The 22,546-nt window shown below is 63.7% G+C and carries 24 protein-coding genes and 1 riboswitch; of the genes, 19 read left to right on the forward strand and 5 right to left on the reverse strand.

The features are described 5' to 3' along the window. The first annotated feature begins 8 nt into the window (after nt 1–8). Genes fliM through flhB form a run of 7 tightly spaced genes read left to right on the forward strand, consistent with a single transcriptional unit; the run spans nt 9 to nt 4,641 of the window. Nucleotides 9–986, forward strand: a complete 978-nt coding sequence (gene fliM / locus E4633_RS05375; protein WP_135869209.1) for a flagellar motor switch protein FliM — start codon at nt 9–11, stop codon at nt 984–986. Then, on the forward strand, nt 983–1,288 hold the full coding sequence (fliN, locus tag E4633_RS05380; RefSeq protein ID WP_135869210.1) for a flagellar motor switch protein FliN: 306 nt from the start codon (nt 983–985) through the stop codon (nt 1,286–1,288). The genes fliM and fliN overlap by 4 nt, the downstream gene beginning before the upstream one ends. Next, entirely contained in the window at nt 1,285–1,752 is a 468-nt protein-coding gene (gene fliO, locus E4633_RS05385; RefSeq protein WP_135869211.1) for a flagellar biosynthetic protein FliO, read from the forward strand. Before fliN ends, fliO begins: the two co-directional genes overlap by 4 nt. After that, complete coding sequence (fliP, locus tag E4633_RS05390; protein WP_281276074.1) at nt 1,749–2,507, forward strand: flagellar type III secretion system pore protein FliP; 759 nt, start codon at nt 1,749–1,751, stop codon at nt 2,505–2,507. Before fliO ends, fliP begins: the two co-directional genes overlap by 4 nt. 10 nt (nt 2,508–2,517) lie before the next feature. Next, entirely contained in the window at nt 2,518–2,787 is a 270-nt protein-coding gene (gene fliQ, locus E4633_RS05395; RefSeq protein WP_129124837.1) for a flagellar biosynthesis protein FliQ, read from the forward strand. Then, on the forward strand, nt 2,788–3,573 hold the full coding sequence (fliR, locus tag E4633_RS05400) for a flagellar biosynthetic protein FliR (protein ID WP_135869212.1): 786 nt from the start codon (nt 2,788–2,790) through the stop codon (nt 3,571–3,573). 9 nt (nt 3,574–3,582) lie between these two features. Further along, the gene (gene flhB, locus E4633_RS05405; protein WP_135869213.1) at nt 3,583–4,641 is read left to right on the forward strand and encodes a flagellar biosynthesis protein FlhB; all 1,059 of its coding nucleotides are present in this window, start codon (nt 3,583–3,585) and stop codon (nt 4,639–4,641) included. A 10-nt stretch (nt 4,642–4,651) separates the two neighbouring features. On the opposite strand, the gene glgP is transcribed toward flhB, so the two are convergent. From glgP to E4633_RS05420, 3 genes are read right to left on the reverse strand one after another with little or no spacing between them, the layout of a single operon-like run. Further along, nucleotides 4,652–7,204: an alpha-glucan family phosphorylase gene (gene glgP, locus E4633_RS05410; protein WP_135869214.1), complete on the reverse strand. Its 2,553-nt coding sequence runs from the start codon at nt 7,202–7,204 to the stop codon at nt 4,652–4,654. 16 nt (nt 7,205–7,220) lie between these two features. Next, nucleotides 7,221–8,588 (reverse strand): sigma-54-dependent transcriptional regulator, encoded by a 1,368-nt coding sequence (locus E4633_RS05415; RefSeq protein WP_135869215.1) that lies wholly within the window; start codon nt 8,586–8,588, stop codon nt 7,221–7,223. A 42-nt stretch (nt 8,589–8,630) separates the two neighbouring features. Beyond that, nucleotides 8,631–10,079, reverse strand: coding sequence for a sensor histidine kinase (locus E4633_RS05420; protein WP_135869216.1), 1,449 nt, complete (start codon nt 10,077–10,079; stop codon nt 8,631–8,633). Nucleotides 10,080–10,268: 189 nt separating this feature from the next. Between E4633_RS05420 and E4633_RS05425 the strand changes: the two genes are divergently transcribed. Further along, complete coding sequence (locus tag E4633_RS05425) at nt 10,269–10,454, forward strand: hypothetical protein (protein WP_135869217.1); 186 nt, start codon at nt 10,269–10,271, stop codon at nt 10,452–10,454. Here the strand turns inward: E4633_RS05425 and E4633_RS05430 are convergent. Next, entirely contained in the window at nt 10,451–11,302 is an 852-nt protein-coding gene (locus tag E4633_RS05430; protein ID WP_135869218.1) for an HDOD domain-containing protein, read from the reverse strand. The two genes, E4633_RS05425 and E4633_RS05430, sit on opposite strands and share 4 nt — an antisense overlap. A gap of 152 nt (nt 11,303–11,454) precedes the next feature. On the opposite strand from E4633_RS05430, the gene yihA reads away from it, so the two are divergent. From yihA to E4633_RS05485, 11 genes are all read left to right on the forward strand, one after another. Then, nucleotides 11,455–12,090 (forward strand): ribosome biogenesis GTP-binding protein YihA/YsxC, encoded by a 636-nt coding sequence (gene yihA / locus E4633_RS05435; protein ID WP_135869219.1) that lies wholly within the window; start codon nt 11,455–11,457, stop codon nt 12,088–12,090. Nucleotides 12,091–12,132: 42 nt separating this feature from the next. Beyond that, a riboswitch (cobalamin riboswitch) is annotated at nt 12,133–12,313 on the forward strand. Between the two features lie 89 nt (nt 12,314–12,402). Further along, nucleotides 12,403–12,924, forward strand: coding sequence for a bifunctional adenosylcobinamide kinase/adenosylcobinamide-phosphate guanylyltransferase (gene cobU, locus E4633_RS05440; protein WP_135869220.1), 522 nt, complete (start codon nt 12,403–12,405; stop codon nt 12,922–12,924). Between the two features lie 29 nt (nt 12,925–12,953). Then, nucleotides 12,954–14,006, forward strand: a complete 1,053-nt coding sequence (gene cobT, locus E4633_RS05445; protein ID WP_135869221.1) for a nicotinate-nucleotide--dimethylbenzimidazole phosphoribosyltransferase — start codon at nt 12,954–12,956, stop codon at nt 14,004–14,006. Nucleotides 14,007–14,021: 15 nt separating this feature from the next. Beyond that, the gene (cobS, locus tag E4633_RS05450; protein ID WP_135869222.1) at nt 14,022–14,768 is read left to right on the forward strand and encodes an adenosylcobinamide-GDP ribazoletransferase; all 747 of its coding nucleotides are present in this window, start codon (nt 14,022–14,024) and stop codon (nt 14,766–14,768) included. Between the two features lie 23 nt (nt 14,769–14,791). After that, nucleotides 14,792–15,385: a histidine phosphatase family protein gene (locus E4633_RS05455; protein ID WP_135869223.1), complete on the forward strand. Its 594-nt coding sequence runs from the start codon at nt 14,792–14,794 to the stop codon at nt 15,383–15,385. Nucleotides 15,386–15,398: 13 nt separating this feature from the next. Next, complete coding sequence (locus E4633_RS05460; RefSeq protein WP_135869224.1) at nt 15,399–16,781, forward strand: cobyrinate a,c-diamide synthase; 1,383 nt, start codon at nt 15,399–15,401, stop codon at nt 16,779–16,781. Beyond that, nucleotides 16,778–18,085: a phosphomethylpyrimidine synthase ThiC gene (gene thiC, locus E4633_RS05465; protein ID WP_135869225.1), complete on the forward strand. Its 1,308-nt coding sequence runs from the start codon at nt 16,778–16,780 to the stop codon at nt 18,083–18,085. The genes E4633_RS05460 and thiC overlap by 4 nt, the downstream gene beginning before the upstream one ends. Before the next feature lie 296 nt (nt 18,086–18,381). Further along, the gene (locus tag E4633_RS05470) at nt 18,382–19,065 is read left to right on the forward strand and encodes an energy-coupling factor ABC transporter permease (RefSeq protein ID WP_135869584.1); all 684 of its coding nucleotides are present in this window, start codon (nt 18,382–18,384) and stop codon (nt 19,063–19,065) included. After that, nucleotides 19,058–19,369 (forward strand): cobalt ABC transporter permease, encoded by a 312-nt coding sequence (locus E4633_RS20720; RefSeq protein ID WP_135869226.1) that lies wholly within the window; start codon nt 19,058–19,060, stop codon nt 19,367–19,369. Before E4633_RS05470 ends, E4633_RS20720 begins: the two co-directional genes overlap by 8 nt. Then, nucleotides 19,341–20,102 (forward strand): cobalt ECF transporter T component CbiQ, encoded by a 762-nt coding sequence (cbiQ, locus tag E4633_RS05480; RefSeq protein WP_135869227.1) that lies wholly within the window; start codon nt 19,341–19,343, stop codon nt 20,100–20,102. The genes E4633_RS20720 and cbiQ overlap by 29 nt, the downstream gene beginning before the upstream one ends. Nucleotides 20,103–20,111: 9 nt before the next feature. Further along, nucleotides 20,112–20,963, forward strand: coding sequence for an energy-coupling factor ABC transporter ATP-binding protein (locus E4633_RS05485; protein WP_135869228.1), 852 nt, complete (start codon nt 20,112–20,114; stop codon nt 20,961–20,963). 33 nt (nt 20,964–20,996) lie between these two features. Here E4633_RS05485 and E4633_RS05490 read toward each other — a convergent pair whose 3' ends face one another. After that, nucleotides 20,997–22,430 carry a transglutaminase-like domain-containing protein gene (locus tag E4633_RS05490; protein ID WP_135869229.1) on the reverse strand — a complete coding sequence of 478 codons (1,434 nt, stop codon included), beginning with the start codon at nt 22,428–22,430 and terminating at the stop codon, nt 20,997–20,999. Between the last annotated feature and the right edge of the window lie 116 nt (nt 22,431–22,546).

Below are 22,546 nucleotides of genomic sequence, written 5' to 3' on the forward strand. Positions count from 1 at the left end.
TGCCATCGATGGAAAAACTCCTCACCAAGGAAGAGATTGACGCCCTCGTGGCGGCCGTTTTCGACGGGACCCTGGTCCCGGAGAACGAGCTCGCCAAGGAAGGGCCTCAGGCGGAGCAGTTCGACCTGCTCGACATCGAGGCTCATCGCGCCATCCCGAACCTTGACATCGTCTACGACGGTTTCATCCGCTACAACCGGGTCACCATGTCGAACCGGCTCGGGCGGATGGTGGACATCAAGAAGGAGGAGGCGGTCCCCTACAAGTTCGGGGATTTCCTGAGCGTGCTTCCTTCGCCGGTCTGTATGGCGATCTACAAGATGGACCCCCTGAAGGGTGCCGCCCTCATCGCCTTCGACAGCACCCTGGTCTTCACCATCGTGGACAGCATCCTGGGTGGCTCCGGTGTTCCGTCCGGGCAGGGGATGAACCGCCTGTTCACCTCGATCGAGCTCCGCCTCGTCGAGAAGATCGTCAAGGATGCGCTGGCCGACCTGGAGCGCGCCTGGGCGCCGCTTTGCCCGGCGAGCATGAACCTGTTGCGCCTGGAGATGAACCCGCGCCTGGTGAACATCGTCCCCCCCGAATACCAGGTGGTCACCATGAGCATGAAGATCCAGATCGAGGAGACGGTGGGGAACATGATCCTCGCCATCCCTTTCCTGACCATCGAGCCGATCCGCGACAAGCTGAAGCGCGGGGTGCAGATGGACATGATGGTGGTGGACCCGCTCTGGTCCTACCGCCTCTCGGAGGAACTCATGGGGGCGCCGATGGACATCTCGGTCGAGATGGGTGGGGCGACCATATCGCTCGCCGACCTTACCGGCCTCACGGCGGGTGACGTGGTCATGCTCGACACAAGCGGCAAGGACGAGCTCGTGGTGAAGGTGGGGGGGACCAAGAAGTTTATGGGAATTGCCGGGGTAAGCGGCGGCAACAAGGCGGTACAGATCACGCGTACCCTGACTGGAGGTGAGGATTGAGCGAAAAACTCGCTTTGGACGAACAAAAGGAAGTCCCGCAGGTGAAGAACCTGGACTTCATCATGGATATCCCGCTGCAGCTGACCGTCGAGCTCGGGCGCACCAAGCTCCTCGTGCGGGACGTTTTGCAGCTGAACCAGGGGTCGGTGGTGGAGCTCACGAAGCTTGCCGGCGAACCGCTGGACGTCTTCGTGAACTCGAAGCTCGTGGCGCGCGGCGAGGCGGTGGTGGTGAACGACAAGTTCGGCATCAGGCTCCTCGACATCGTGAGCCCGAACGAAAGGGTGGACAAGGTGCTATGAGAACGCTTGCCGCAGTAACCGCCCTCTTTTTCGCCCTCCCCGGGGCGGCGCACGCCGAAGGCGGGCCCGACCTGGTGGGGAGCATGGCCCAGATGGCGGGATCGCTCATGCTCGTGATCGGGATCATCCTGATCCTCTATTACTTAGCCGGGCGCCTGCTGAAGATGCCGCAGGGGAACCGGGGCGGCTACATCCGGGTGGTGGAGACGAAGCACCTGGCGCCTAAGAAGTCGCTCATGCTGGTGGAGGTGGGGGGAGAGTACCTGCTCCTCAGTAACAGCGGCGAGGGGGTCACCCTCATCAAGCAGGTGGAGATGCTGGAGGAGATCGAGGTGGTCCCCGAAGGCGTCGGCGGGCTGGTCGTACCGGACCGGCTCAAGGACAAGCTGGCGGCGCTCAAGGGTGTGCTCCCGCGCAGGGAGGCGCCGCTCGAACAGTTAAGGAAAAGCGGTGGATGTGCGTGAAAGCTGACAAGATCCTCGGGGTCGTTCTTCTGGCGGCCCTCTCCCTCGTTCTGGTCGCGACTGCGGGTGCCGAGCCCCTCTCCCTCCCCACGGTAAGCGTCGGGGTCGGCAAGGTGAGCAAGCCCGGCGACGTCTCCGTGGTGCTGCAGATCTTCTTCATGATGACGGTCATCTCGCTGGCGCCAAGCCTCCTGATGATGACCACCTCCTTCACCCGCATCGTCGTGGTGCTCTCCTTTCTCCGTTCGGCGCTCGGGACGCAGCAGGCCCCCTCGAACCAGATCATCGTCGGGCTGTCGCTGTTTCTCACCTTCTTCGTGATGGCGCCGGTCTGGCAGCAGGTGAACACCCAGGCGCTGCAGCCCTACAAGGCGAACACGATCACCCAGGAGGAAGCCCTCAAGCGCGGCGTGGCACCGCTTAGGAAGTTCATGCTCTCCCAGGTGCGCGAGAAGGACCTGGCGCTCTTCATCAGCCTATCCAAGCTCCCGAGGCCCCGTAACGCCGACGACATCCCGACCATGACCCTGATCCCGGCCTACATGGTGAGCGAGCTGAAGACCGCGTTCCAGATCGGGTTCCTCATCTTCATCCCGTTCCTCGTGCTGGACATGGTGGTCGCCTCGGTGCTCATGTCGATGGGTATGATGATGCTGCCCCCGGTGATGATCTCGCTCCCCTTCAAGATCCTCCTCTTCGTGCTGGTGGACGGCTGGGGGCTCGTGATCGGATCGCTGGTGAAGAGCTTCGGATAAGGAGTTAGTAATGACCCCGGAAATGGTAGTGCAACTCGGCAGGCGGAGCTTCGAGGCGGTGATCCTCCTCTCGGCGCCGCTTCTCATCTGCGCCCTCGTCGTGGGCCTTCTCGTCAGTATCTTCCAGGCGGTGACCTCCATCAACGAGGCGACGCTCGCCTTCGCGCCGAAGATCATCGCCGTCATGGTCGCCATGGTCGTCTTCTTCCCCTGGATGATGATGTACATGAGCGACTTCACGCGCGAGATCTACGGCATGATCGCCAACATGAGGCACTAGGTGTTCGGCTCCCTCCCCTTGAGCACCCTGGCCGACCTGATCCCCTTCGGCCTCGTCCTTGCCCGGGTGTCGGGGCTCTTCATGGCGATCCCGATCTTCGGCGCCCGCGTGGTACCGAACCGGGTCAAGGCGGTGCTCATCTTCGCCCTGACCCTGCTCATCTTCCCGATCATCCGGCCGCAGGCGATGACCGCGGCGAACGACTCCATCTCCCTCATCCTCCTGGTGGTGCAGGAAGCGCTCATCGGGCTCACCCTCGGGGCGATTTCGCAGTTCGTCTTCGCCGCGGTGGAGCTCTGCGGTCAGCTGGTGGGGACCCAGATGGGGATCTCCATCGCCGCACAGTTCGACCCGACCACCCAGAACAACGTCCCGACCATGGCGATCTTCCAGGGAGCGCTCACCACCCTAATCTTCCTCTCGCTCGGCGTGCACCACTTCTTCATAAAGGCGATGGTGGAGAGTTATCAGGTGATCCCGCTCGGGGCCTGGCACGTGAGCGGGGGGCTTTTGAAGTTCATGACCCAGACGAGCACCGGGGTCTTCGTCATCGCGATCAAACTCGCGGCGCCGGTCTCGGTGGCCCTTTTGGCGACGACCGTGGCGCTTGGCATCGTTGCCAGGAGCTTCCCGGCCATGAACGTCTTCATGGTGAGCATGCCGCTAAACATTGGGATCGGTTTCCTCCTCCTCGGCATCTCCCTCCCCATCTTCCTCAGGGTGCTGCAGGGAAGCTTCGCCACCTTCACGGACCAGATGCGCACGCTCTTCAGGCTACTCGCCTAAGGCCCTCCCATGTCCGACGACAAACACTCCAAAACAGAGAAACCGACAAGCAAGAAGATCTCTGACGCGAAGAGCAAGGGACAGGTCGCGCGCAGCCGCGAGATGACCTCGGCGTTCACCCTTATCGCGGCCATGATCGGTCTCTACGCGAGCTCGGGGCTCATCCTGAAGACGCTGCAGGGAACCATGAGGGACATCTTCGGCGGGCTTGCCACCATCGAGGTGACCCCCGGCGGGGTGCATCACCTGATGATGAAGGAGTTCGGCAACCTGGCCATCATGGTCGCCCCGTTCATGCTGGTCTGCCTCATTGCGGGGATGGCGGTGGAGATCGGTCAGGGTGGGATCAACCTGAGCTCGGAGAAGCTGAAGTTCGACCTGGGGCGCCTGAACCCGGTGCAGGGTGTGTCGAGGCTCTTCAACAAGGACTCGGTCTTCGAGGTGGCCAAGTCCTTCATGAAGATGGCGATCGTGGGGTACATGGCCTACAAGATCCTCGCCGAAGAGATGGAGGGGATCGTCTTCCTGGTGGACCAGGACCTGCAGGGGATCCTGCTGTTCATAGGGCACCTTGCCTTCAAGATCGTGCTGCACACCTGCGGCGTGCTGATCCTCCTCGCGGTCCTCGACCTTGCCTTCGTGAAGTGGCGCTTCACAGAGAACCTGAAGATGACCAAGCAGGAGGTGAAGGACGAGCACAAGAACTCGGAGGGGGACCCGGCCATCAAGGGTAAGCAGCGCCAGAAGGCCTTCCAGATGGCGCGCCGCCGCATGCGCCAGATCGTGCCGACCGCGGACGTCGTGGTCACCAACCCGACCCACTACGCCGTCGCGCTCAAGTACGACCGCTTCAAGATGTCCGCCCCGATGGTGATCTTCAAGGGTGTCGACGAGATGGCGCTGCAGATCAAGATCGTGGCGCGGGAGAACGGGGTGACCCTGGTGGAAAACCGCTTCCTTGCCCGCGAGCTCCACGCCCAGGTGGACGAGGGGGGCGAGATCCCGGAGGGGCTATACGCCGCGGTCGCCGAGATCCTGGCCTACGTCTACAGCCTGAAGAAGAGGTGAGGCGGCCGCCTCACCCCCAAAGGATCAGCCCCGGGTCGTACACGGTCCCTAGTTCCGGGTGCCGCGGCATGACCCTCAAGAGAAAGCCGTGCCGCCCGCAGAAGCGGCACTCCAGCTCGCCGCCGAAGTGACCGGCCCGTTCCGGGTCGGGGGCGGGGGCGAGCGGCACCACTTCCCCTCCCACGATGGATCCCCTCGAATCGAGCACCCCGAAGTACACCTCGACCGCGATCTCGGAAAGCGGCACCTCGCCTGGGGTGATCTGCACCGAGATGGGGACCCGCTCCCCGACGGTCACCTCCCGCGCGCATGTCGCCTCCACCGCCACGATGGAAAGCCCACCCCATACGCCGTGCAGCCGCTCCTTCCAGCGCGCGAGTTCGACGGCCAGCCTCAGGTCGTCCCGGTTCAGCCGCTCCCAATGCTCGAAGGCGGGGAGGTAGCAGCGACGGGTGTACTCCTGCACCATGCGGTGCGTGGAGAACACCGGGCAGAGGGTCTCCATCGACGTCTTCATGAAGGCGGTCCAGCCGCGCGGCACGCCGTCGCTCCCCCGGTTGTAGAAAAGCGGCACGATCTCCTTCTCCAGGAGGTCGTAGATGGCCCGGCTCTCCACCTCGTTCTGGTAGGTGAGATCGTCGTAGACCTCCCCCCTGCCGATGGCCCAGCCGTTGTTCCCGCGGTAACCCTCGCACCACCAGCCGTCCAGGATGCTCATGTTGAGCCCGCCGTTGAAGGCGGCCTTCATGCCGCTCGTGCCGCTCGCCTCTAGCGGGCGGAGCGGCGTGTTGAGCCAGATGTCCACCCCCTGCACGAGGCGCCGGGCCACCGAGATGTCGTAGTCCTCGAGGAAGAGGATGCGGCGCCGGAACTTCTCCTCTTTGGAGAGCTGCACGATCTGGCGGATGAGCTCCTTCCCCTGGTGATCGGCGGGGTGCGCCTTGCCCGCGAAGACGATCTGCACCGGGCGCTCCGGGTGGTTCAGTATCCGCTCCAGACGCTCCTTGTCGTGCAGAAGGAGCGTGCCGCGCTTGTAGGTCGCGAAGCGGCGCGCGAACCCGACGGTGAGGATCTCCGGGTCGAGTACGTCGCCTGCGCGATCGATCTCCTTAGTGCTCGCGTCGAGCTTCTGCAACTGGGTCTTGAGCGAGTTTCTCGCGTAGTCCACGAGGCGCTCGGTGCCGCGGCGGTGCGTGCGCCAAAGCTCGGCGTCCGGGATGCGCGTGACCTTGCGCCAGAGGGCGTCGTCGCTCTGCTCGATCCAGCGGGTCCCGAGGTAGCGGGTCAAGAGGCCGCTCATCTCCTCGGAGAGCCAGCTCTTCTGGTGCACCCCGTTCGTTACGTAGGTGAGGGGGAGTTGTTCTTCGGGAAGGTCGGGCCAGACGTCGGCCCACATGCGGCGCGAGACCGTGCCGTGCAGCTCGCTCACGCCGTTTGAGTGCAACGAGAGCTTCATGGCGAGGACCGCCATGCAGAAATTCTCGTTGTTCCTGCCGTGGTTCTGCATCCCGAGGGCCATGAACTGCTCCCGGGAGAGACCCAGGCGGCGGTAGTACTGCCCGAGGTAGCGCTCGAGAAGCTCGGGGGGGAAGTGGTCGATGCCCGCTTCGACCGGCGTGTGGGTGGTGAAGACGTTGCCGCCGCGCACCGCCTCCATCGCCTCGCCGAAGGTGAGCGAACGCTCCTCCATCAGGAGGCGGATGCGCTCCAGGGCGAGGAAGGCGGCGTGCCCCTCGTTCATGTGGCAGACGTTGGGCTCCACCCCGAGAAGGCGCAGCGCCCGGACCCCGCCGATGCCGAGCAGGATCTCCTGGCGGATGCGCATCTCCTGGTCGCCTCCGTAAAGGCGCGTCGTGATCTCCCGGTCCGCGGGGGCATTCTCTTCCAGGTTGGTGTCGAGCAGGAACAGGCGCACCCGTCCCACGATGACGCGCCAGATCTGCACATGCACCGTGCGCCCGGGGTACTCGACCTCGAAGGCGAGCGGGTTGCCGTCCGCGTCGCGCTCGAGGGCGAGGGGAAGGTTGTAGAAGTCGTTTTCGGGGTAGATCTCCTGCTGCCACCCCTCGAGGTTCAGGTACTGGCGGAAGTACCCCTGCCGGTACAGGAGCCCGACGCCTACGAGCGGAAGCCCCAGGTCGCTGGCGGATTTCAGGTGGTCGCCGGCCAGGATGCCGAGCCCCCCCGAGTAGATCGGGAGCGACTCGTGCAGGCCGAACTCCATGGAGAAGTAGGCGATGCGGGCGCGCGGGTTGCCGTGCCGCTCGTACCAGGTGCGCGTGGCGAGGTACTCGTTGAGCCGCTCCTCCACGTGGCAGAGGTGCGACATGAACCCCTCGTCCAGCATCAGGCTCTCGTAGGTCGCCTGCTGGAGGGAGCCGAGCATCTCGAGCGGGTTGTGGCGCGTGGTGCGCCAAAGCTCCGGGTCGAGCCGTTTGAAGAGGCCGATGGCCTCCGGCTCCCAGGTCCACCAGAGGTTGTATGCGATCCGTTGCAGCCCGGCGAGCTCCTTGGGGAGCGAGGGGACAACGGTGAAGCGGTGCAGCGTCGAGAAGAGGTTCATACCGCCTCCTCGCTACTTACTCCGGCCTCCCGATACCGAACTTCTCGAGCCGGTATTGTAGCGTCTTGTAGCTCATGCCAAGAAGTGGTGCCGCTTTTGCGATGACCCAGTCGGCCCGTTCCATGGCCTTCGTGATCAGGTCGCGCTCCAGGTTGTCGATGGATATCCCTTCGGCGGGGAAGTCGAAGGGGAGAGACCCCGCCGGGTTCGCCTCGTTATGTACCTCGGCCGGCAGGTCCTCGGGCTGGATGTAATCGCTTTCCGCCATGAGGACGCCGCGCTCGATCACCGACTCTAGCTGGCGCACGTTGCCGGGCCAGTTGTAGTCCAAAAGGATCTTGAGCGCCGGTTTGCCGATCCCCTTGACCGGTATCCCCGACGCGGCGCTGTACTTCTTCAGGAAGAAGTGCGCGAGCGTCACGATGTCGTTCCCCCGTTCGCGCAGGGGGGGGAGGGTGATGCGGATCACGTTCAGACGGTAGAAGAGGTCCTCGCGGAAGTTGCCGCGCTTGGTTTCCTGCTCGAGGTCCTTGTTGGTGGCCGAGATGATCCTCACGTCGACCGGGATGTTGATCTTGCCGCCGACCCTGCGGATCTCCTTCTCCTGGATGGTGCGCAAAAGCTTCGCCTGCATGGCGACGTTCATCTCGCCGATCTCGTCCAGGAATACGGTGCCCCCCTCGGCCGCCTCGAAGATGCCGATCTCCCGGCTCCCGGCGCCGGTAAAGGACCCCTTTTCGTGCCCGAAGAGCTCGCTCTCAATGAGCGCGTCGGGGATGGCGGCGCAGTTGATGGCGAAGAACGCCTTGTCCTTCCTCTGGCTGCCGTCGTGGATCGCGCGTGCCACCAGTTCCTTGCCGGTTCCCGACTCGCCATAGATGAGGACCGTGGTGGAGGTAGGGGCGATCTTGTGGATGATGCGGGCCACTTCCATCATCTTCGGGTGCTCCCCGATCATGTTCGGCAGCGTCCTCGTCTCGGCGAGCTTTTTCTGCAGCACCCGGTTTTCCTTCAGGAGCATGATGCGTTCGAAGGCGCGCTGCACGGTGAGGATCAGGTTCTCGCGCTCGAGGGGCTTTTCCAGGTAGTCGAAGGCCCCCTTCTTCATCGCCTCCACCGCCGAATCGATGGTGCCGTGGGCGGTCATCATCACCACGCATTGGACGGGATTTTCGCCGAGCACCTGCTCCATGAGCTCCATCCCGGTCATCCCCTGCATCTTGAGGTCGGTGAGCAGGAGGTCGTACTCCGCTCGCCCCAACTCCTGCAGCGCCTCCTCCGCGCTCGGGACGGTGCAGAGGCGGTACCCCGCCTTGGTGAGGATGGCGCTCAGGATATCCCGCTGCCCTTTCTCGTCGTCTACTACAAGGATGCTGCCGCTCATTACCGCTCCTGTTTCGTTCATGTCTTTATCGATGCCCGCGGCTTACGCCTGCGCTGCCGCTTCCCGCGTTTCCTGCCTCTGTTGCGCCACGCCGGGCGCCGGAAGGATCACGGTGAAGGTAGTCCCTTCTCCCTTGCGGCTCGCCACCGAGATGCTGCCGCCGTGCTCCTTGATGATGCGCTCGGTGATGGCGAGACCAAGACCAATGCCGGCCTCGCGCGTGGTGAAGTAGGGCTGGAAGACCTTCTCGAGGTCCTGCTCCTCGATCCCGGTGCCGTGGTCGCTGAAGGTGAGGCGGAAAACCCCGTTGTCGGCGTCGAGCGCCGCCCCCAGGGTGATGGCGCCACCTTCGGGCATCGCCTGTGAGCTGTTGCTTAAGAAGTTGCAGAGGCAGTTGCGCATCAGTTCCGGGTCGATTTGCAGCGGGGGGAGGTCCGCCGGGATCTCCCTGACCACGGTGATGTTGCGCTCGACGAGCCGGTCCTGCATGATCTGCATCGCCTTGCTGACGAGGTCGTTGTAGCTAACCTGCTGCAGCTTCAGCTTGAGCGGCCGCCCGTAGTTCATGAAGTTGAGGACCATGTAGTTCGCCTTGCGGACCTCTTCCTTGATGTTGTCCGCGATTGAGGTGAGCTCGCCACCCTTGTCGCGGCAGGTCGGCAGCAGCTCGCTCTTCAAGTGGTCGATGGCCAGGCTTATGTAGTTCAACGGGTTGCGGATCTCGTGGGCGATGCCGGCGGCCAGCTGCCCCACCTTCGAGAGGTGTTCTGCCTCGTAGAGCCTTTTTTCCAGCAGCTCCTTCTCCTTCAGCTTCTTCACCATCTCGTTCAGGTTCGCGGCGAGCTCGCCGATCTCGTCGCCGCTTCCCGCCTCGAAGGTGACGCTCAGGTCCCCGGCGGAGACCTCCTTGACGCTGGTGGCCAGGCGGCGGATCGGGCTCGTGTAGCGGCGCGCCAGGAAGATGATGAGGATCATCCCCGCCATGAAGACGAGCACCGTGGCGGAGAGACGCCGGACGAAGTTCGCGTGCTGGATGTCGCGGATGTTGTCCAAAAGGAGGTTTATCTGTACGTAGCCCAGCTGCTCGTCCCCAACGATGACCGGCACGACGAGGTCGTAGGGTTTGAGCGATCCCCCTCCGCCGCCGCGGCGCGATGCCTTGAGACCCTTCTCGAGTTTCTTGATCTCGCGCTTCTTGCCGACCTGTGCCGGGTCGGAGGAGTTGATGATCTCCCCCTCGTTGTTGATGATGTTGATCTCGTTGATCCCTTTGTTCTTGGCGTGGCTTAGGTACTCGGAGAGGCGGGAGGACTCCTCTTCGGAGGTGAGGTCCTCCACGCTCAGCTGAATCGCCTTGGAGACCACCGTGGAGCTCTCCTGGATCTCCTGCACCAGGTCGTTCTGGCTGAACTGGTTCAGGAGGAAGAGTACCAGCGTGGCGACTACCAGCATGGTGAGCATGATCATCACCAGCTTTGTATTAAGTTTCATAACACCCTTTCCGGACGGTGAGTTTTCACTAAGCTCCGAAGTATACTGCAGCGCCTTCACCCAGACAAGAGCGATCTCTCGCTGGGGGGCGGTTGCGACTTCGGTTAATTAACTTCCATTAGCGTGAACTTGCTGCTAAGATGCCGGTCGTTGATATTCATGACCAGAGGCGGCGGGAGGATCGGGAGCATGAGTTACATCGTCGACAGGATTTCGAACAACCTCAAGATCGACCCGGACGCGGGGGGGCAGGAGCATCGACGCAAGCGGGAAAAGCCTGGCCACAAGGCGGATCAGGCGGACAGCGTCAGCATCTCCGACGAGGCGAAAAAGCTGCTGCAGGAGGCCGAGGTGGAGGAGACTCCCGAGGCCTAGCTGGTGAAGAGGGCCTTGTCCTCGCCGAAGGCCTTGTCGAAGATATCCAGCATCTCCTCGGCCTTTTCCTCGCTTATGTTCAGCATCTGGCCAGCCTTCGAGCCGGCGAGATCCACATCTTCCCGCGGCTCCCTGATGCCGATGCCGAGCTTGAGGCAGAACTGGTCCGCAAGCGAGGTGACCGCGGTGAGGTTCACCACCGCCGGGTCGTCCAGTTCGGTGAAGTCGAGGTTGTGGTGCTGCAGTATGGCGCTGGTCAGTATCTCCGGGAAGTTCCACTTCTTTATCACGTATGCCCCCACCTCGTCGTGGGTGAAGGGGTATATCCCGCGTTCCGCCTGCCCGAAGGTGATCCCCTCGTTGTAACAGTGCTGCATGACCTCCTGGAACTTGTCGTGGTCCAGGGTGTTCATGATGATCTTGCCGATGTCGTGGAACAGGCCGGCCAGGAAGGCCTCCTCCTCGTTGGCGGCGCGGGTGCGGTTCGCGATGATTCTGGCGGCGAGGCCGGCGGCGAAGGAATGCTCCCAGAGCATCTTCTCGGTGAGCCCGTACGGCTTGTACACCTGTTTCACCGAGGCGGCTACGACGAGGCTTCGTAAGGTGCTGAAGCCCAAGATGACGATGGCGCTTGATAGGGTCTGGATCTGGCGGCGGCAGCCGTAGAAAGAGGAGTTGGATATCTTGAGGACACGGGCCGCGACGGCCGGGTCCGAGGAAACAATCTTGGCCAGTTCTTCTGCCGTAGCCGTGTCACTCTCGATGAGCTGCATAACCTTGATGGCGACGATGGGGATGGTGGGGAGGTCCGCTGCGGTCATGATCGCAGTTTCGAGTTCTTTGTTCATGCCATGAGATCCTTGCGTGGGCTGGGACGGCGGGTTTCAGTTAGGTTCCAAAATATACCAAATTGTTAGCTTTAAGCAAGCGGGGATTTAATGATTGAAAGGGGGGGCGGCGCGGTCTATACTGCGGCGAAAAAACAGGATAGGTCGGTACATTGATCGTTAAGACGACGCAGTTTATTAAGAGTGCAACGAGACCCGCCCACTACCCCGAGGGTGACCTCCCCGAGATCGCCTTCGCCGGCCGTTCCAACGTGGGGAAATCTTCGCTGGTGAACGTGCTGGTGAACCGCAAGAACCTGGTGCGCACGAGCTCCACCCCGGGGCGTACCCAGCTCATCAACTTCTTCCAGGTGAACGACGACTTCATGCTGGTCGACCTCCCGGGGTACGGCTACGCCAAGGTGCCGCTTGCCGTGAAGAAGGACTGGCGCCCGATGATGGAGACCTACCTCGCCAAAAGGAAGAACCTGCGCGGCGTGGTGCTCATCCTGGATATCCGCCGGGTTCCGACCGAGGACGACCTGCAGATGCTCGCCTGGCTCAGGGCCTATTCCGTCGCCCCGATCCTCGTGGTCACCAAGTGCGACAAGCTCTCTAAGAACGAGCGCGCGCGGCAGACCGCGGTGATCGCGGAGAAGCTCGGCGTGGCGAAGGGGGAGCTTACCTTCTTCTCCGCCCTGAACAAGGAGGGACGCGACGCGGTCTGGGCCCGCATCGACGCCCTTTTGGCGCCCGACGACGCCGAAACCGGCGAAATGGCGTCGGAAGCCGAGCCGGTTATTGATTGACAACCCGCGGCGCCTCTGTTAGTAAACATGGCGCTGTATCAAATTCGAGACGTTCGTCCTGGTGCCCCGAGTGGGGTTAAAAGGGAAGAGGGTGTGAATCCCTCGCTGTCCCGCAACTGTGAACGGAGATGAAAGCCGCAACAACGCCACTGATCGTATCGGGAAGGCGCGGCGAGTAAGACGACCCGTGAGTCAGGAAACCTGCCAGGATAGAAGCTTACCGCAACCTCCGTGGCAGAGGGGCTAAAGCCGGAATCGCGCCCGCAGTGCGATTTTTGACCCGCCTTCCGTCCATGGAAGGGGGGTTTTTTTATGTCCAAAACGGTCCTGGTCACTGGCGGTGCGCGAAGCGGCAAGAGCCGGTTCGCCGAGGGGCTAGCCGAGAGCTACGCCCCGTTGCGCGGCTACCTCGCGACCGGCGAGGCGGGGGACGCCGAGATGGCCGAACGCATCGAGAGACACCGGGGAAGACGCGGGCCCGAGTGGCAGACCGTCGAGGAACCCGTTGGGGTGGAGGCAGCGATCCGCGCCCACGAGCACCGCTTCAACGTGATCCTTATGGACTGCGTCACCCTCTGGGTCACGAACCTCCTCTTCCGCTGCGAAGGGGGCGCCCAGGAGGCCCTCGCCCAGGTGAAGAGCTTCGCCGGAAGTTTCCCGTATTTAAATACACCACTCATCATCGTCACCAACGAGGTCGGCATGGGGATCGTCCCGGAGCACCAGCTCTCGCGGACCTTCCGGGACCTGGCGGGTGAGGCGAACGAGATCATAGCCGCGGCGGCCGACGAGGTGTACGTCACCATCTCCGGGCTGCCGCTCAGGCTCAAATGAAAGTTGCGATGACGCACAAGGAGGCAGGCATGACACTTCTGGAGGCCACCCTGGCCAAAATTCAGCCCGTGGACGAGGCGCTTCTCGCCAAGGCCCAGGCCAAACTCGACAACAAGACCAAGCCGCAGGGCTCGCTTGGGCGTCTGGAGGAGGTGGCGCGCCGTTTCGCCGCCATCACCGAGGACCTCTCCCCCGACACGGCGAAGAAGGTGATCTTCACCTTCGCGGGCGATCACGGCATTGTAGAGGAAGGGGTCTCCCTCTTCCCGAAAGAGGTCACGCCGCAGATGGTGCTCAACTTCCTGCGCGGCGGCGCAGGGGTGAACGTGCTTGCGCGCCACTCCGGTGCAGAGGTGCGTGTTGTGGACGTCGGCGTCGATTACGACTTCGAGCCCGCCCCCGGGCTCATCATCAGGAAAGTTGCGAAAGGAACGCGCAACTTCGCGAAGGGCCCCGCCATGACCACCGAGGAGGCGGTCGCCGCCGTCGAGGTGGGCATAGCACTCGCCGAAGAGGCCAAGAAGGAAGGGGTCGCCATGGTCGGCACCGGCGAGATGGGGATCGGCAACACGAGCCCCTCCTCCGCCATCATCGCCGCCATCGCCGGATGCACGGTCCGCGAGGTGACGCACCGCGGCACCGGCATCGGTGACGAGGCCCTCGAGAACAAGATCCGGGCGATCCAGGCCGGCCTCGACCTGAACCGTCCCGACCCGCAGAACCCGCTCGACGTCCTTACCAAGGTTGGGGGGCTGGAGATCGCCGGGATCGCCGGGCTCGTGCTCGGCGCCGCCGCGAACCGCCTGCCGGTCGTGGTGGACGGCTTCATATCTACTGCCGGCGCGCTCATCGCCTCCGAAATGCACCCCTCGGTGCGCGACTACATCTTCACCGCACACACCTCCGTGGAAATCGGGCACCAGATGATGATGGAGCGGATCGGCGTGAAACCGCTTCTCGACCTGCAGTTCCGTCTCGGCGAGGGAACCGGCGCGGCGCTCGCCATGGGGCTCATCGAGGCAGGTGTCAAGGTGCTGAAGGAGATGGCGACCTTCGAAGAAGCCGGGGTGGCCTCCTCTTAGGAGGCGGGAGGACCGATGCGTCTCTTCATCATCGCCTTCCAGTTCCTCACCATCGTGCCGCTGCCGGTAACGGTGCGCTGCGAGGAGGAGGACCTCGGGCGTTCCATGGCCTTCTTCCCGCTGGTGGGGCTCGCGGTCGGCGCCCTCATGGCGGGGGCGGACTTCCTGCTCGCGCCGCTGCTGCCGCGCCCGGTGGGCGACCTAGTGCTCGTCGCCCTTTTGAGCATCGTGACCGGGGCGCTCCACCTGGACGGACTCTCCGACGTCTGCGACGGGCTGGCGGCGCGCGGCCCGAGGGAGCGCTTCCTCGAGATCATGAAAGATTCCCGTGTCGGCGCGGTCGGGGCGGTCGGCCTAGTGCTCGGGCTCATGCTCAAGTACCAGGCGCTCCTGGCGCTCCCCCTGGAGCATAAGCGCGCGGCGCTTCTCTTCTTCCCGATGGCGGCGCGCTTCGCCCAGGTGCAGATGACGGTCGGCTCGCAGCGGGCGAGGAAGGACGGCCTCGGGCACGCCTTCGTCGGGGGCGCCGGGGCATTGCAGCTCGTCCTGGCCGGTGCCTGCACCGTGGCGGTGGGAGCGCTGCTCCTCGGGCTTTCGGGCCTCATCACCCTGCTCCTTTTGTTCGTGCTCACCTTAGGCATCAAGGGGTGGGCGCACCGCAGGCTCGGCGGCGTCACCGGAGACGTGATCGGCTGCGCGAGCGAGCTGAACGAGATCTTCTCCCTTATCTTCCTGCTGGCCCTTCTCGGGCGGCTAGGGTAAGTCCGGGAATAAAGGACGTGACCATGGAAAGAACACGCATACACCTGATCCGTCACGGCGAGGTCGAGCGCTCCCACTGCTACAACGGGCACTTCGACGTCCGCCTCACCCCGCGCGGCGAGGAGATGTACCACCAGATGAAGCCGCGCCTCGACCCGGACCGGATCACCGCCCTCTACACGAGCGACCTCTACCGCACAGTGCGCGGCGGCGAGATCCTCGGGCCGTACCTCGGCGTGGCCCCGGTGAAGGTCCCTGCCTTCCGCGAACTGAACTGTGGCGCGTGGGAGGGGCTTTCCGTGACCCAGATCCAGGAGCAACGCCCGGACGAGTGGGCGGCAAGGATGGCGGACCTGGAGCACTTCTGCGCTCCCGGAGGAGAAAGCCTCGGCGAACTCGCCGCCCGCGTGCTGCCGGCCCTGAACGAGATCGTGGAGCGGCACCGCGGCGAGGATGTACTCGTCGTGGCGCACGGCGGGGTGAACCGCATCGTCCTCCTGGACGCGATAAAGGCTCCCTTGGGATCCTTCTTCAGCATCGACCAGCAGTACTGCGCCATGAACATCATCGACTACTGGGCCGACGGCAACACCGTGGTGCAGTTGGTCAACGGGTGACGGGGCGGCTTCCATGAAACGATTCGTCATCGCGGCACCGCACAGCGGCTCGGGGAAGACCACAGTCACCCTCGGCATCATGGCCATTTTGAGCCGGCGCGGGTTTAGCGTCGCCCCCTTCAAGGTGGGGCCGGACTTCATCGACCCCGGCTATCACCGGCTGGTGACCGGCGCACCTTCCGTGAACCTGGACGGCTGGATGTGCCCCCCGGGCTTCGTTCGCGACACCTTCGTCCGCCACGCGGCCGGTGCCGACGTCGCGGTGATCGAGGGGGTGATGGGGCTCTTCGACGGCATCGACGGAGTATCCGAGTCAGGGAGCACGGCGCAGGTGGCGAAGCTCCTCGCGGCGCCGGTCGTGCTTGTCGTGGACGCCCGGAGCCAGGCCCGCAGCGCCGCCGCCCTGGTGCACGGTTTCGCGAGTTTCGATCCCGGCGTCAAGGTTGCCGGGGTCATCTTCAACAACGTGGCGAGCGCGAACCATGAGGCGATCCTGCGGGAGGCCGTGACGGCTTCCCTGCCGCACGTCGCCGTCTTGGGCTGCCTTCCGAAGGACCCAGCTCTCGGCATCCCTTCGCGCCACCTGGGGCTGACGACGGCGGAGGAGAACCCGCTCTCGGACGAGTTCCTCGACCATCTGGCCCGGGTCATGGAGCGGCATCTCGATCTGGAGCGCCTGCTCGATACGGCGCAGGAAGAATTCCCGGTTCAAGCAGAGCAGACCTGCGCGAGGGTCGATGACGGCTTCGGCCCGGTGCGCATCGCGGTCGCCCGCGACGCCGCTTTCTGTTTCGCCTATCCGGACAACCTGCGTCTTCTGGAGGAAGCGGGCGCCGAGCTTTGCTACTTCTCGCCCCTTGCCGATACGGCGTTCCCCGACGGCGTCGACGGCATCTACCTCCCGGGCGGCTATCCCGAACTCTTCGCGGCGCGGCTTGCGGAAAACGTGGCGATGCGGCAGGCGATCCTGAACGCGGTGGAGCGGGACATGCCGGTGTACGCCGAGTGCGGCGGCTTCATCTACCTGACCGGCGCGGTGGCCGCCGACGAAGGGAGCCACCCCATGGTGGGGATCTTCCCGGTGCAGACCCGCATGCTGGCGCGCAGAAAGGCGCTTGGGTACCGCGAGGTGGAGCTTTTGGCCGACAGCCCGGTGGGGGAAAAGGGTGCCGTCGCCCGCGGTCACGAATTTCATTATTCAGAGATGGAGGAGGTGCCGCAGCGTTTCGAGCGGCTCTACCGCGTCAGCAGGAAGGGGATCGACCTCGGCTTCGAGGGGTACCGCTACCGCAACTGCCTCGCCTCCTACATACATTTACATTTCGGCAGCGCGCCGGGTATCGCACGGGACTTCGTGGGGCACTGCAGGGCATACCGGACCAGGAGTCTTACATGAAAACGCAGATCGAATCGGCGCGCGCGGGCATCGTCACCGCGCAGATGGCGCAGGTGGCATGTGACGAGAACGTGACGCCGGAGTACGTCCGGGAAAAAGTGGCACTGGGGCAGATCGTCATCCCCTGGAACCACGTCAGGAAACCGAAGGTGGCCGGCATCGGTACCGGTCTCAGGACCAAAGTGAATGCCTCCATCGGCACCTCCTCCGACATCATCGACTACGAGGCCGAGGTAAGAAAGGCGCGTGTCGCGCAGCAGTCCGGCGCCGACACTCTCATGGAGCTCTCCGTCGGGGGGGACCTCGACCGGGTGCGCCGCGAGGTAATCGCCGCGGTCGACCTGCCGGTCGGCAACGTGCCGCTGTACCAGGCGTTTTGCGAGGCGGCGCGCAAATACGGCGATCCCAACAAGCTCGACGAGGAGATGCTCTTCGAGATCATCGAACGCCAGTGCGCCGACGGCATGGCCTTCATGGCGGTGCACTGCGGCATCAACCTCTACACCCTGGAGCGGTTGAGGAAGCAGGGGTACCGCTACGGTGGCCTGGTCTCCAAGGGTGGGGTCAGCATGGCCGCCTGGATGCTCGCCAACAACCGCGAGAACCCGCTCTACGAGAAGTTCGACCGCGTGGTCGAGATCCTGAAGCGCTACGACACCGTCCTCTCGCTCGGTAACGGCCTCAGGGCTGGCGCGATCCACGACTCGAGCGACCGCGCCCAGATCCAGGAGCTCTTGATCAACTGCGAGCTTGCCGAGATCGGCCGCGACATGGGGTGCCAGATGCTCGTGGAAGGCCCCGGCCACGTACCGCTGGACGAGATCGAAGGGAACATAAAGCTGCAAAAAAGGATGAGCGGCGGCGCGCCGTACTACATGCTGGGGCCGATTGCCACCGACGTCGCCCCCGGTTTCGACCACATCACCGCCGCCATCGGGGCGGCCCAGTCCTCGCGCTACGGCGCCGACCTGATCTGCTACATCACCCCTGCCGAGCATCTCGCCCTCCCCAACGAGGAGGACGTGAAGATGGGGGTCAAGGCGGCCAAGATCGCGGCCTACATCGGCGATATGAACAAGTACCCGGAGAAGGGGAGGGAGCGCGACAAGGAGATGAGCAAGGCGCGCCGTGACCTGAACTGGCAGCGCCAGTTCGAGCTCGCCCTCTTCCCCGAGGACGCGGCCGAGATAAGGAAGAGCCGCGTTCCCGAGGACGAGCAGACCTGCACCATGTGCGGCGACTTCTGCGCCTCCCGCGGCGCCGGAAAGATCTTCGCCGCCGACCTGCGCGGAGACAAGATCTGATGTGTGGCACGAGGTTCACAGCAAGGCGTCATCCCTCCTCTATCCCTCTCCCCCCGGGAGAGGGTGGCCGAAGGCCGGGTGAGGGAGATGCCACGAGGGAAGGCATCGCCCGTTGCGAAGCCCTCACCCCGACCCTCTCCCGGAGGGAGAGGGAGGACCGTCAATCCTTCTTCGCTTCGTTATCCATCGGCCCGGAGGCTGCAGCACGTTCCTGCTGCGGCGGGAACGCCAGACCTGGGGCTTTGCTGCTAGCAGTGCTGATCACCTCCCTGGCGACCGCAACTCCCGCCTTCGCGATGCACATCTCGGAGGGGATCCTCCCGTTTTCCTGGGCGCTCGCCTGGTACCTCGTGCTCGTGCCGTTCCTGGCGCTGGGTGCGAGGCGGCTGAACACACTTGCGCGCGAGGACCTTTCCCTCAAGCCGCTGGTGGGGCTTCTGACCGCCGTCGTCTTCATCATCTCCTGCATGCCGATCCCGGTTCCCACCGCGGGGACCTGCTCGCATCCGTGCGGTACCGGCGTGTCGGCGATCCTGGTCGGTCCCCTGATCAGCGTGGTCGTCGCCGCGGTGTCGCTGCTGATCCAGGCGCTCTTTCTAGCCCACGGCGGCCTGTCCACCCTGGGCGCCAACGCCCTTTCCATGGGGGTCATCGGCTCCTTCGCCGCCTGGTTCACCTTCCGCGCCCTGCGCCGTATGGGGGGGAGCCTCGGAGTCGCCGGTTTCTTCGCCGGGATCGTTGCCGACTGGGCCACCTATACGGCAACTTCCCTGTTCCTCGCCCTGGGGATCCGGGGGGACGCGCCTCTCTGGCCGCTCTTTGCCAAGGTCGTGGTGGCCTTTCTCCCCACCCAGCTTCCCTTGGGCATCCTCGAAGGGGTGATCACCGCCGGGATGGTCACGCTTCTCTACCGGAAACGGCCGGACCTGCTGGTCAGGATGAGGGTGATCACGGAAAAGGAGGGGGCCGTCAATGGGTGACCGGAAACAGTGGGAAAAAACGCTCCGCTCTGCGATTATGCTCCCCGCGCTGCTGCTTGCCCTCGCTTGTTTCTCTTCCGTTTCCCAGGCCTGGGACGGGGTCGACGAGGCCGTGGTGGAGAAAGTCGCCAAGGAGCACGGCCGGGAGGCGAAACCGCCCCTTCTCGATCTATCCGGCGACCTGCTGTTGTTCGCCTTTCTCATGGCGGGAGCGGTGGGGGGCTTCGTGGCGGGATACTATTGGCGTGACCTGACGGCCCAAAAGCCGAGGAAAGATGATGCATCATCACTTAAGCACACATAGCTTTCATGGCGCGCATGCCCTGGTGCAGGTCGACGCCCGGGTGAAGCTTTTGAGCGCGCTCGCCTTGCTGGTCATGGTGATCACCTCGCAAGCGGCTGCGTTCCCGCTCCTCGTTGCCGCCGCGGGCCTCGTTTTCTGTCTGCGCCTCGGGACGCCGGTGCGCCTGTTGGCGCTGCGCTTTTCCGAGCCGCTCTTCATCGCGATCGTCGTGCTGCTGCTTAAGACCTTCTTCTCGGGTAATGCTCCCCTTTTCAGCTTCGGCCTTCTGGGGTATGAACTGGTGGCGCACCGCGATGGCCTGGATGCCGGGCTCCTCATCGCCGGGCGCATACTGGGAGGGGTTACCCTGCTGGGGGTGGTCGGATTCTCGACGCCGTTCACCGAGCTGATGGCCGCCCTTTCCTGGATGAGGGTACCCCAGGTGCTTGTCGACGTTGCACTTTTCGCGTGGCGCTACCTCTTCCTGCTTCTGGAGGATGCCCAGGTGGTTTACCACGCCCAGAAAAACCGGCTCGGCTACGTCGGCTGCCGTCGTGCCCTTGCTTCCTTCGGCACCCTCGCCGGCGTTATGGTGATCAAGGCGTTCGACAACAGCCAGAGCATCACGACGGCGATGGTGCAGCGCGGCTACGACGGCGTCATGCCCATGTCGATGCACCGGCCGCTGCGCGTAGCCGAGGTCGGGTCGGCGCTTCTTTTCGTCGGCGCCATGGCCGTCATCAGGCTCATCTAGAGGGGTATCGTGGATACGAGAATTTCGGTCGACCTGGAAAGCTACAAATACCCCGACGGGACCGTCGCGCTTGCCGAGATGCGGCTTGAAATCCGCCGCGGCGAGTTCACCGGGATCCTCGGATCCAACGGCTCGGGGAAGACGACGCTTTTGAAGGTCATGGACGGCCTGATCAAGGGGTACAAGGGCGAGGTGCTGCTCGACGGGGAGAACGTGCTGAAGCTGCATCCGCGCGACATCTACCGCAAGGTGGGGCTCGTGTTCCAGAACCCTGACGACCAGCTCTTCGCCACCACCGTCTTCGAGGACGCCGCTTTCGGACCGCGCAACATGGGGTGCGGCGAGGCGGAGGTGAAAACCCGTGTCGAGGCCGCACTAGCCAGCGTCGACATGGCGGAGTTCGCCGGCAAGGGGATCCATAACCTGAGCTATGGGCAGAAAAAGCGCGTCTGCATCGCGGGACTTCTTGCCATGGGGCACGAGATACTGCTCCTGGATGAACCTACCGCAGGGCTCGATCCTATGGGAGAGTACCGGATGATGGAACTCCTGACCCGGCTGAATCGGGACCAGGGGGTGACCATAGTCATGGCGACGCACAGCGTCGATCTCGTGCCGATCTTCCTGCATCAGCTGCACATCTTGAGTCGCGGGCGTCTGATCCGCGGCGGCGCTCCCGAGGAGGTCTTTACCGCTCCCGAGGAGCTTGCCAACGTGAAGTTGCGCCTGCCCCACATCGCCGAGCTCATCTACCAGTTGAAGCATGAGGAGGGTTTCTCCTTCAGCCGGCTCCCCCTCACCATCGGCGAGGCGCGCCGCGAGATGGTGGAGGCGATGCAGCGTTCCCGTTCCGGGAATTAAGCTTCACCGCAATGTGCCATCTGCACTTCTGGCTCAGTAGCGCTTTTCCAATACTGTGGCGCGCGTCCTGCCTATCATGCCGGCGACGCTACCCATCTCGTCCACGGAATCACCTTCGATCAGCTTTATGTGCGTCAGGCCAGCCGGTATTTCGTTGAAGGTCGGGTCGATCGGCATCCAGCTCCCGTTCAAATAGCTTTCGGCCCAGCTGTGGTAGAGGAAGCCGTCCCCTTGGTAGACGAGACCGGAGACGAAGCGCGTAGGTATGCCTGCGGCGCGGGCGAGCGAGGTGAAGAGACGAGCATGGCTTTGGCAGTTGCCGCGCCCCTTTTGTAGAGTTTCCAGCGGTGATTGTGCGTCGGTTACATCGGGCTTGATCTCCGCCGCGACCCACGCGGCCAAAAGGCCCGCTTTCTTTGCCGGGTCCTTCTCGTCCCCTACGATGGCCTTCGCGCGTGCGATGATTTCGGGATTGTCGCTGGGCGTCCGCGCTCCCGGCTGCACGTCCGCCTCGGCGGGAGGTGCAGCTGCCGCAGGGGTCGGGTTCGGCAGGGTGAAGACGACGCTGCCGTCGGGCGACCGTTCCGCCTTCTGCCTCACACCCTGCAAGAGTGGCTGCTCAGCCGGGATGCCGGTCATACGGACGACCAGTTTCTGCAGCCGCTCCGGATGCTCGATCGGGGGGGTGACCCGTATGAGGCTCAGGTCGAAGACGAGGTCCTTCTTCGCCATGGCAGCCTCGGCGAGCTCGGCCCTCGCCGTCGCCTCGTCCCTGGCGAGCGTGACCACGAGCCCGTCCCGCACGGATTCCTTCAGGACGTTCCCCTTCAAGTCGATCCAGATGTCGTTGTCCACCATGGGGTAAAGGTTGTTCCTGAGGTGCACCACCGCCTTCCCGTCCAGGGTTTCCTGCCCGACTACTTCCACCTTCGCTTGCTTGACCTTCACCGCCTCCACGTCGAGGTACTGGATCTTGTAGGTCTTACCGGGCACCGCCCCATGCATGAGCGGGTAGAGGTTCAGTGCGTGCGGCGGGTAGACGACGCCTTTCACCTTGAGAGTATGCTCCTTCGTGCCGTTCCCGGAGCGGGTTACGACGCTGATCCCTTTGGGCGTGACCTCACCGCTTAACGCCGAGGGGCTGCCGTCGATACGGGTTTCCGCCTGGAAGGAGCGCAGTGCCAGGTTCGGGGCGACCTGGTAGGTCTCGGTGGAGCTTGCTTCTCTCGAAAAGCCCATCACCTTCATCTTTACGCTGCCGCGCGAGGCGAACTGGTAACCATCTGTAGTACGGGTCACGGTGGTTTGGCCGAAACCGACCTGCTCGTCCCCCATGATGATGGCAAACCAGTGCTCCCCTTCCGGGAGGGAAGCAAGTTGCGGCAGGGGGGCTGCCAACAGGCGCAGCGGCAGAAGAAGCATGATGAAGGTGGCCAGCAACTTCCCGTATTTGATATGGCGCGACATGGGCGGCTCCTCGAGGACTTTGATGATTTACTGTGGTGCGTGCGGGGGAATTTATACCACACAACCCGCGGCGTGCGCAACGCGCTAACCGGTCGGTAATTCTGATGAATGCCGGT

The sequence above is a fragment of the Geomonas terrae genome (assembly GCF_004791675.1).
Taxonomy (GTDB): domain Bacteria; phylum Desulfobacterota; class Desulfuromonadia; order Geobacterales; family Geobacteraceae; genus Geomonas; species Geomonas edaphica.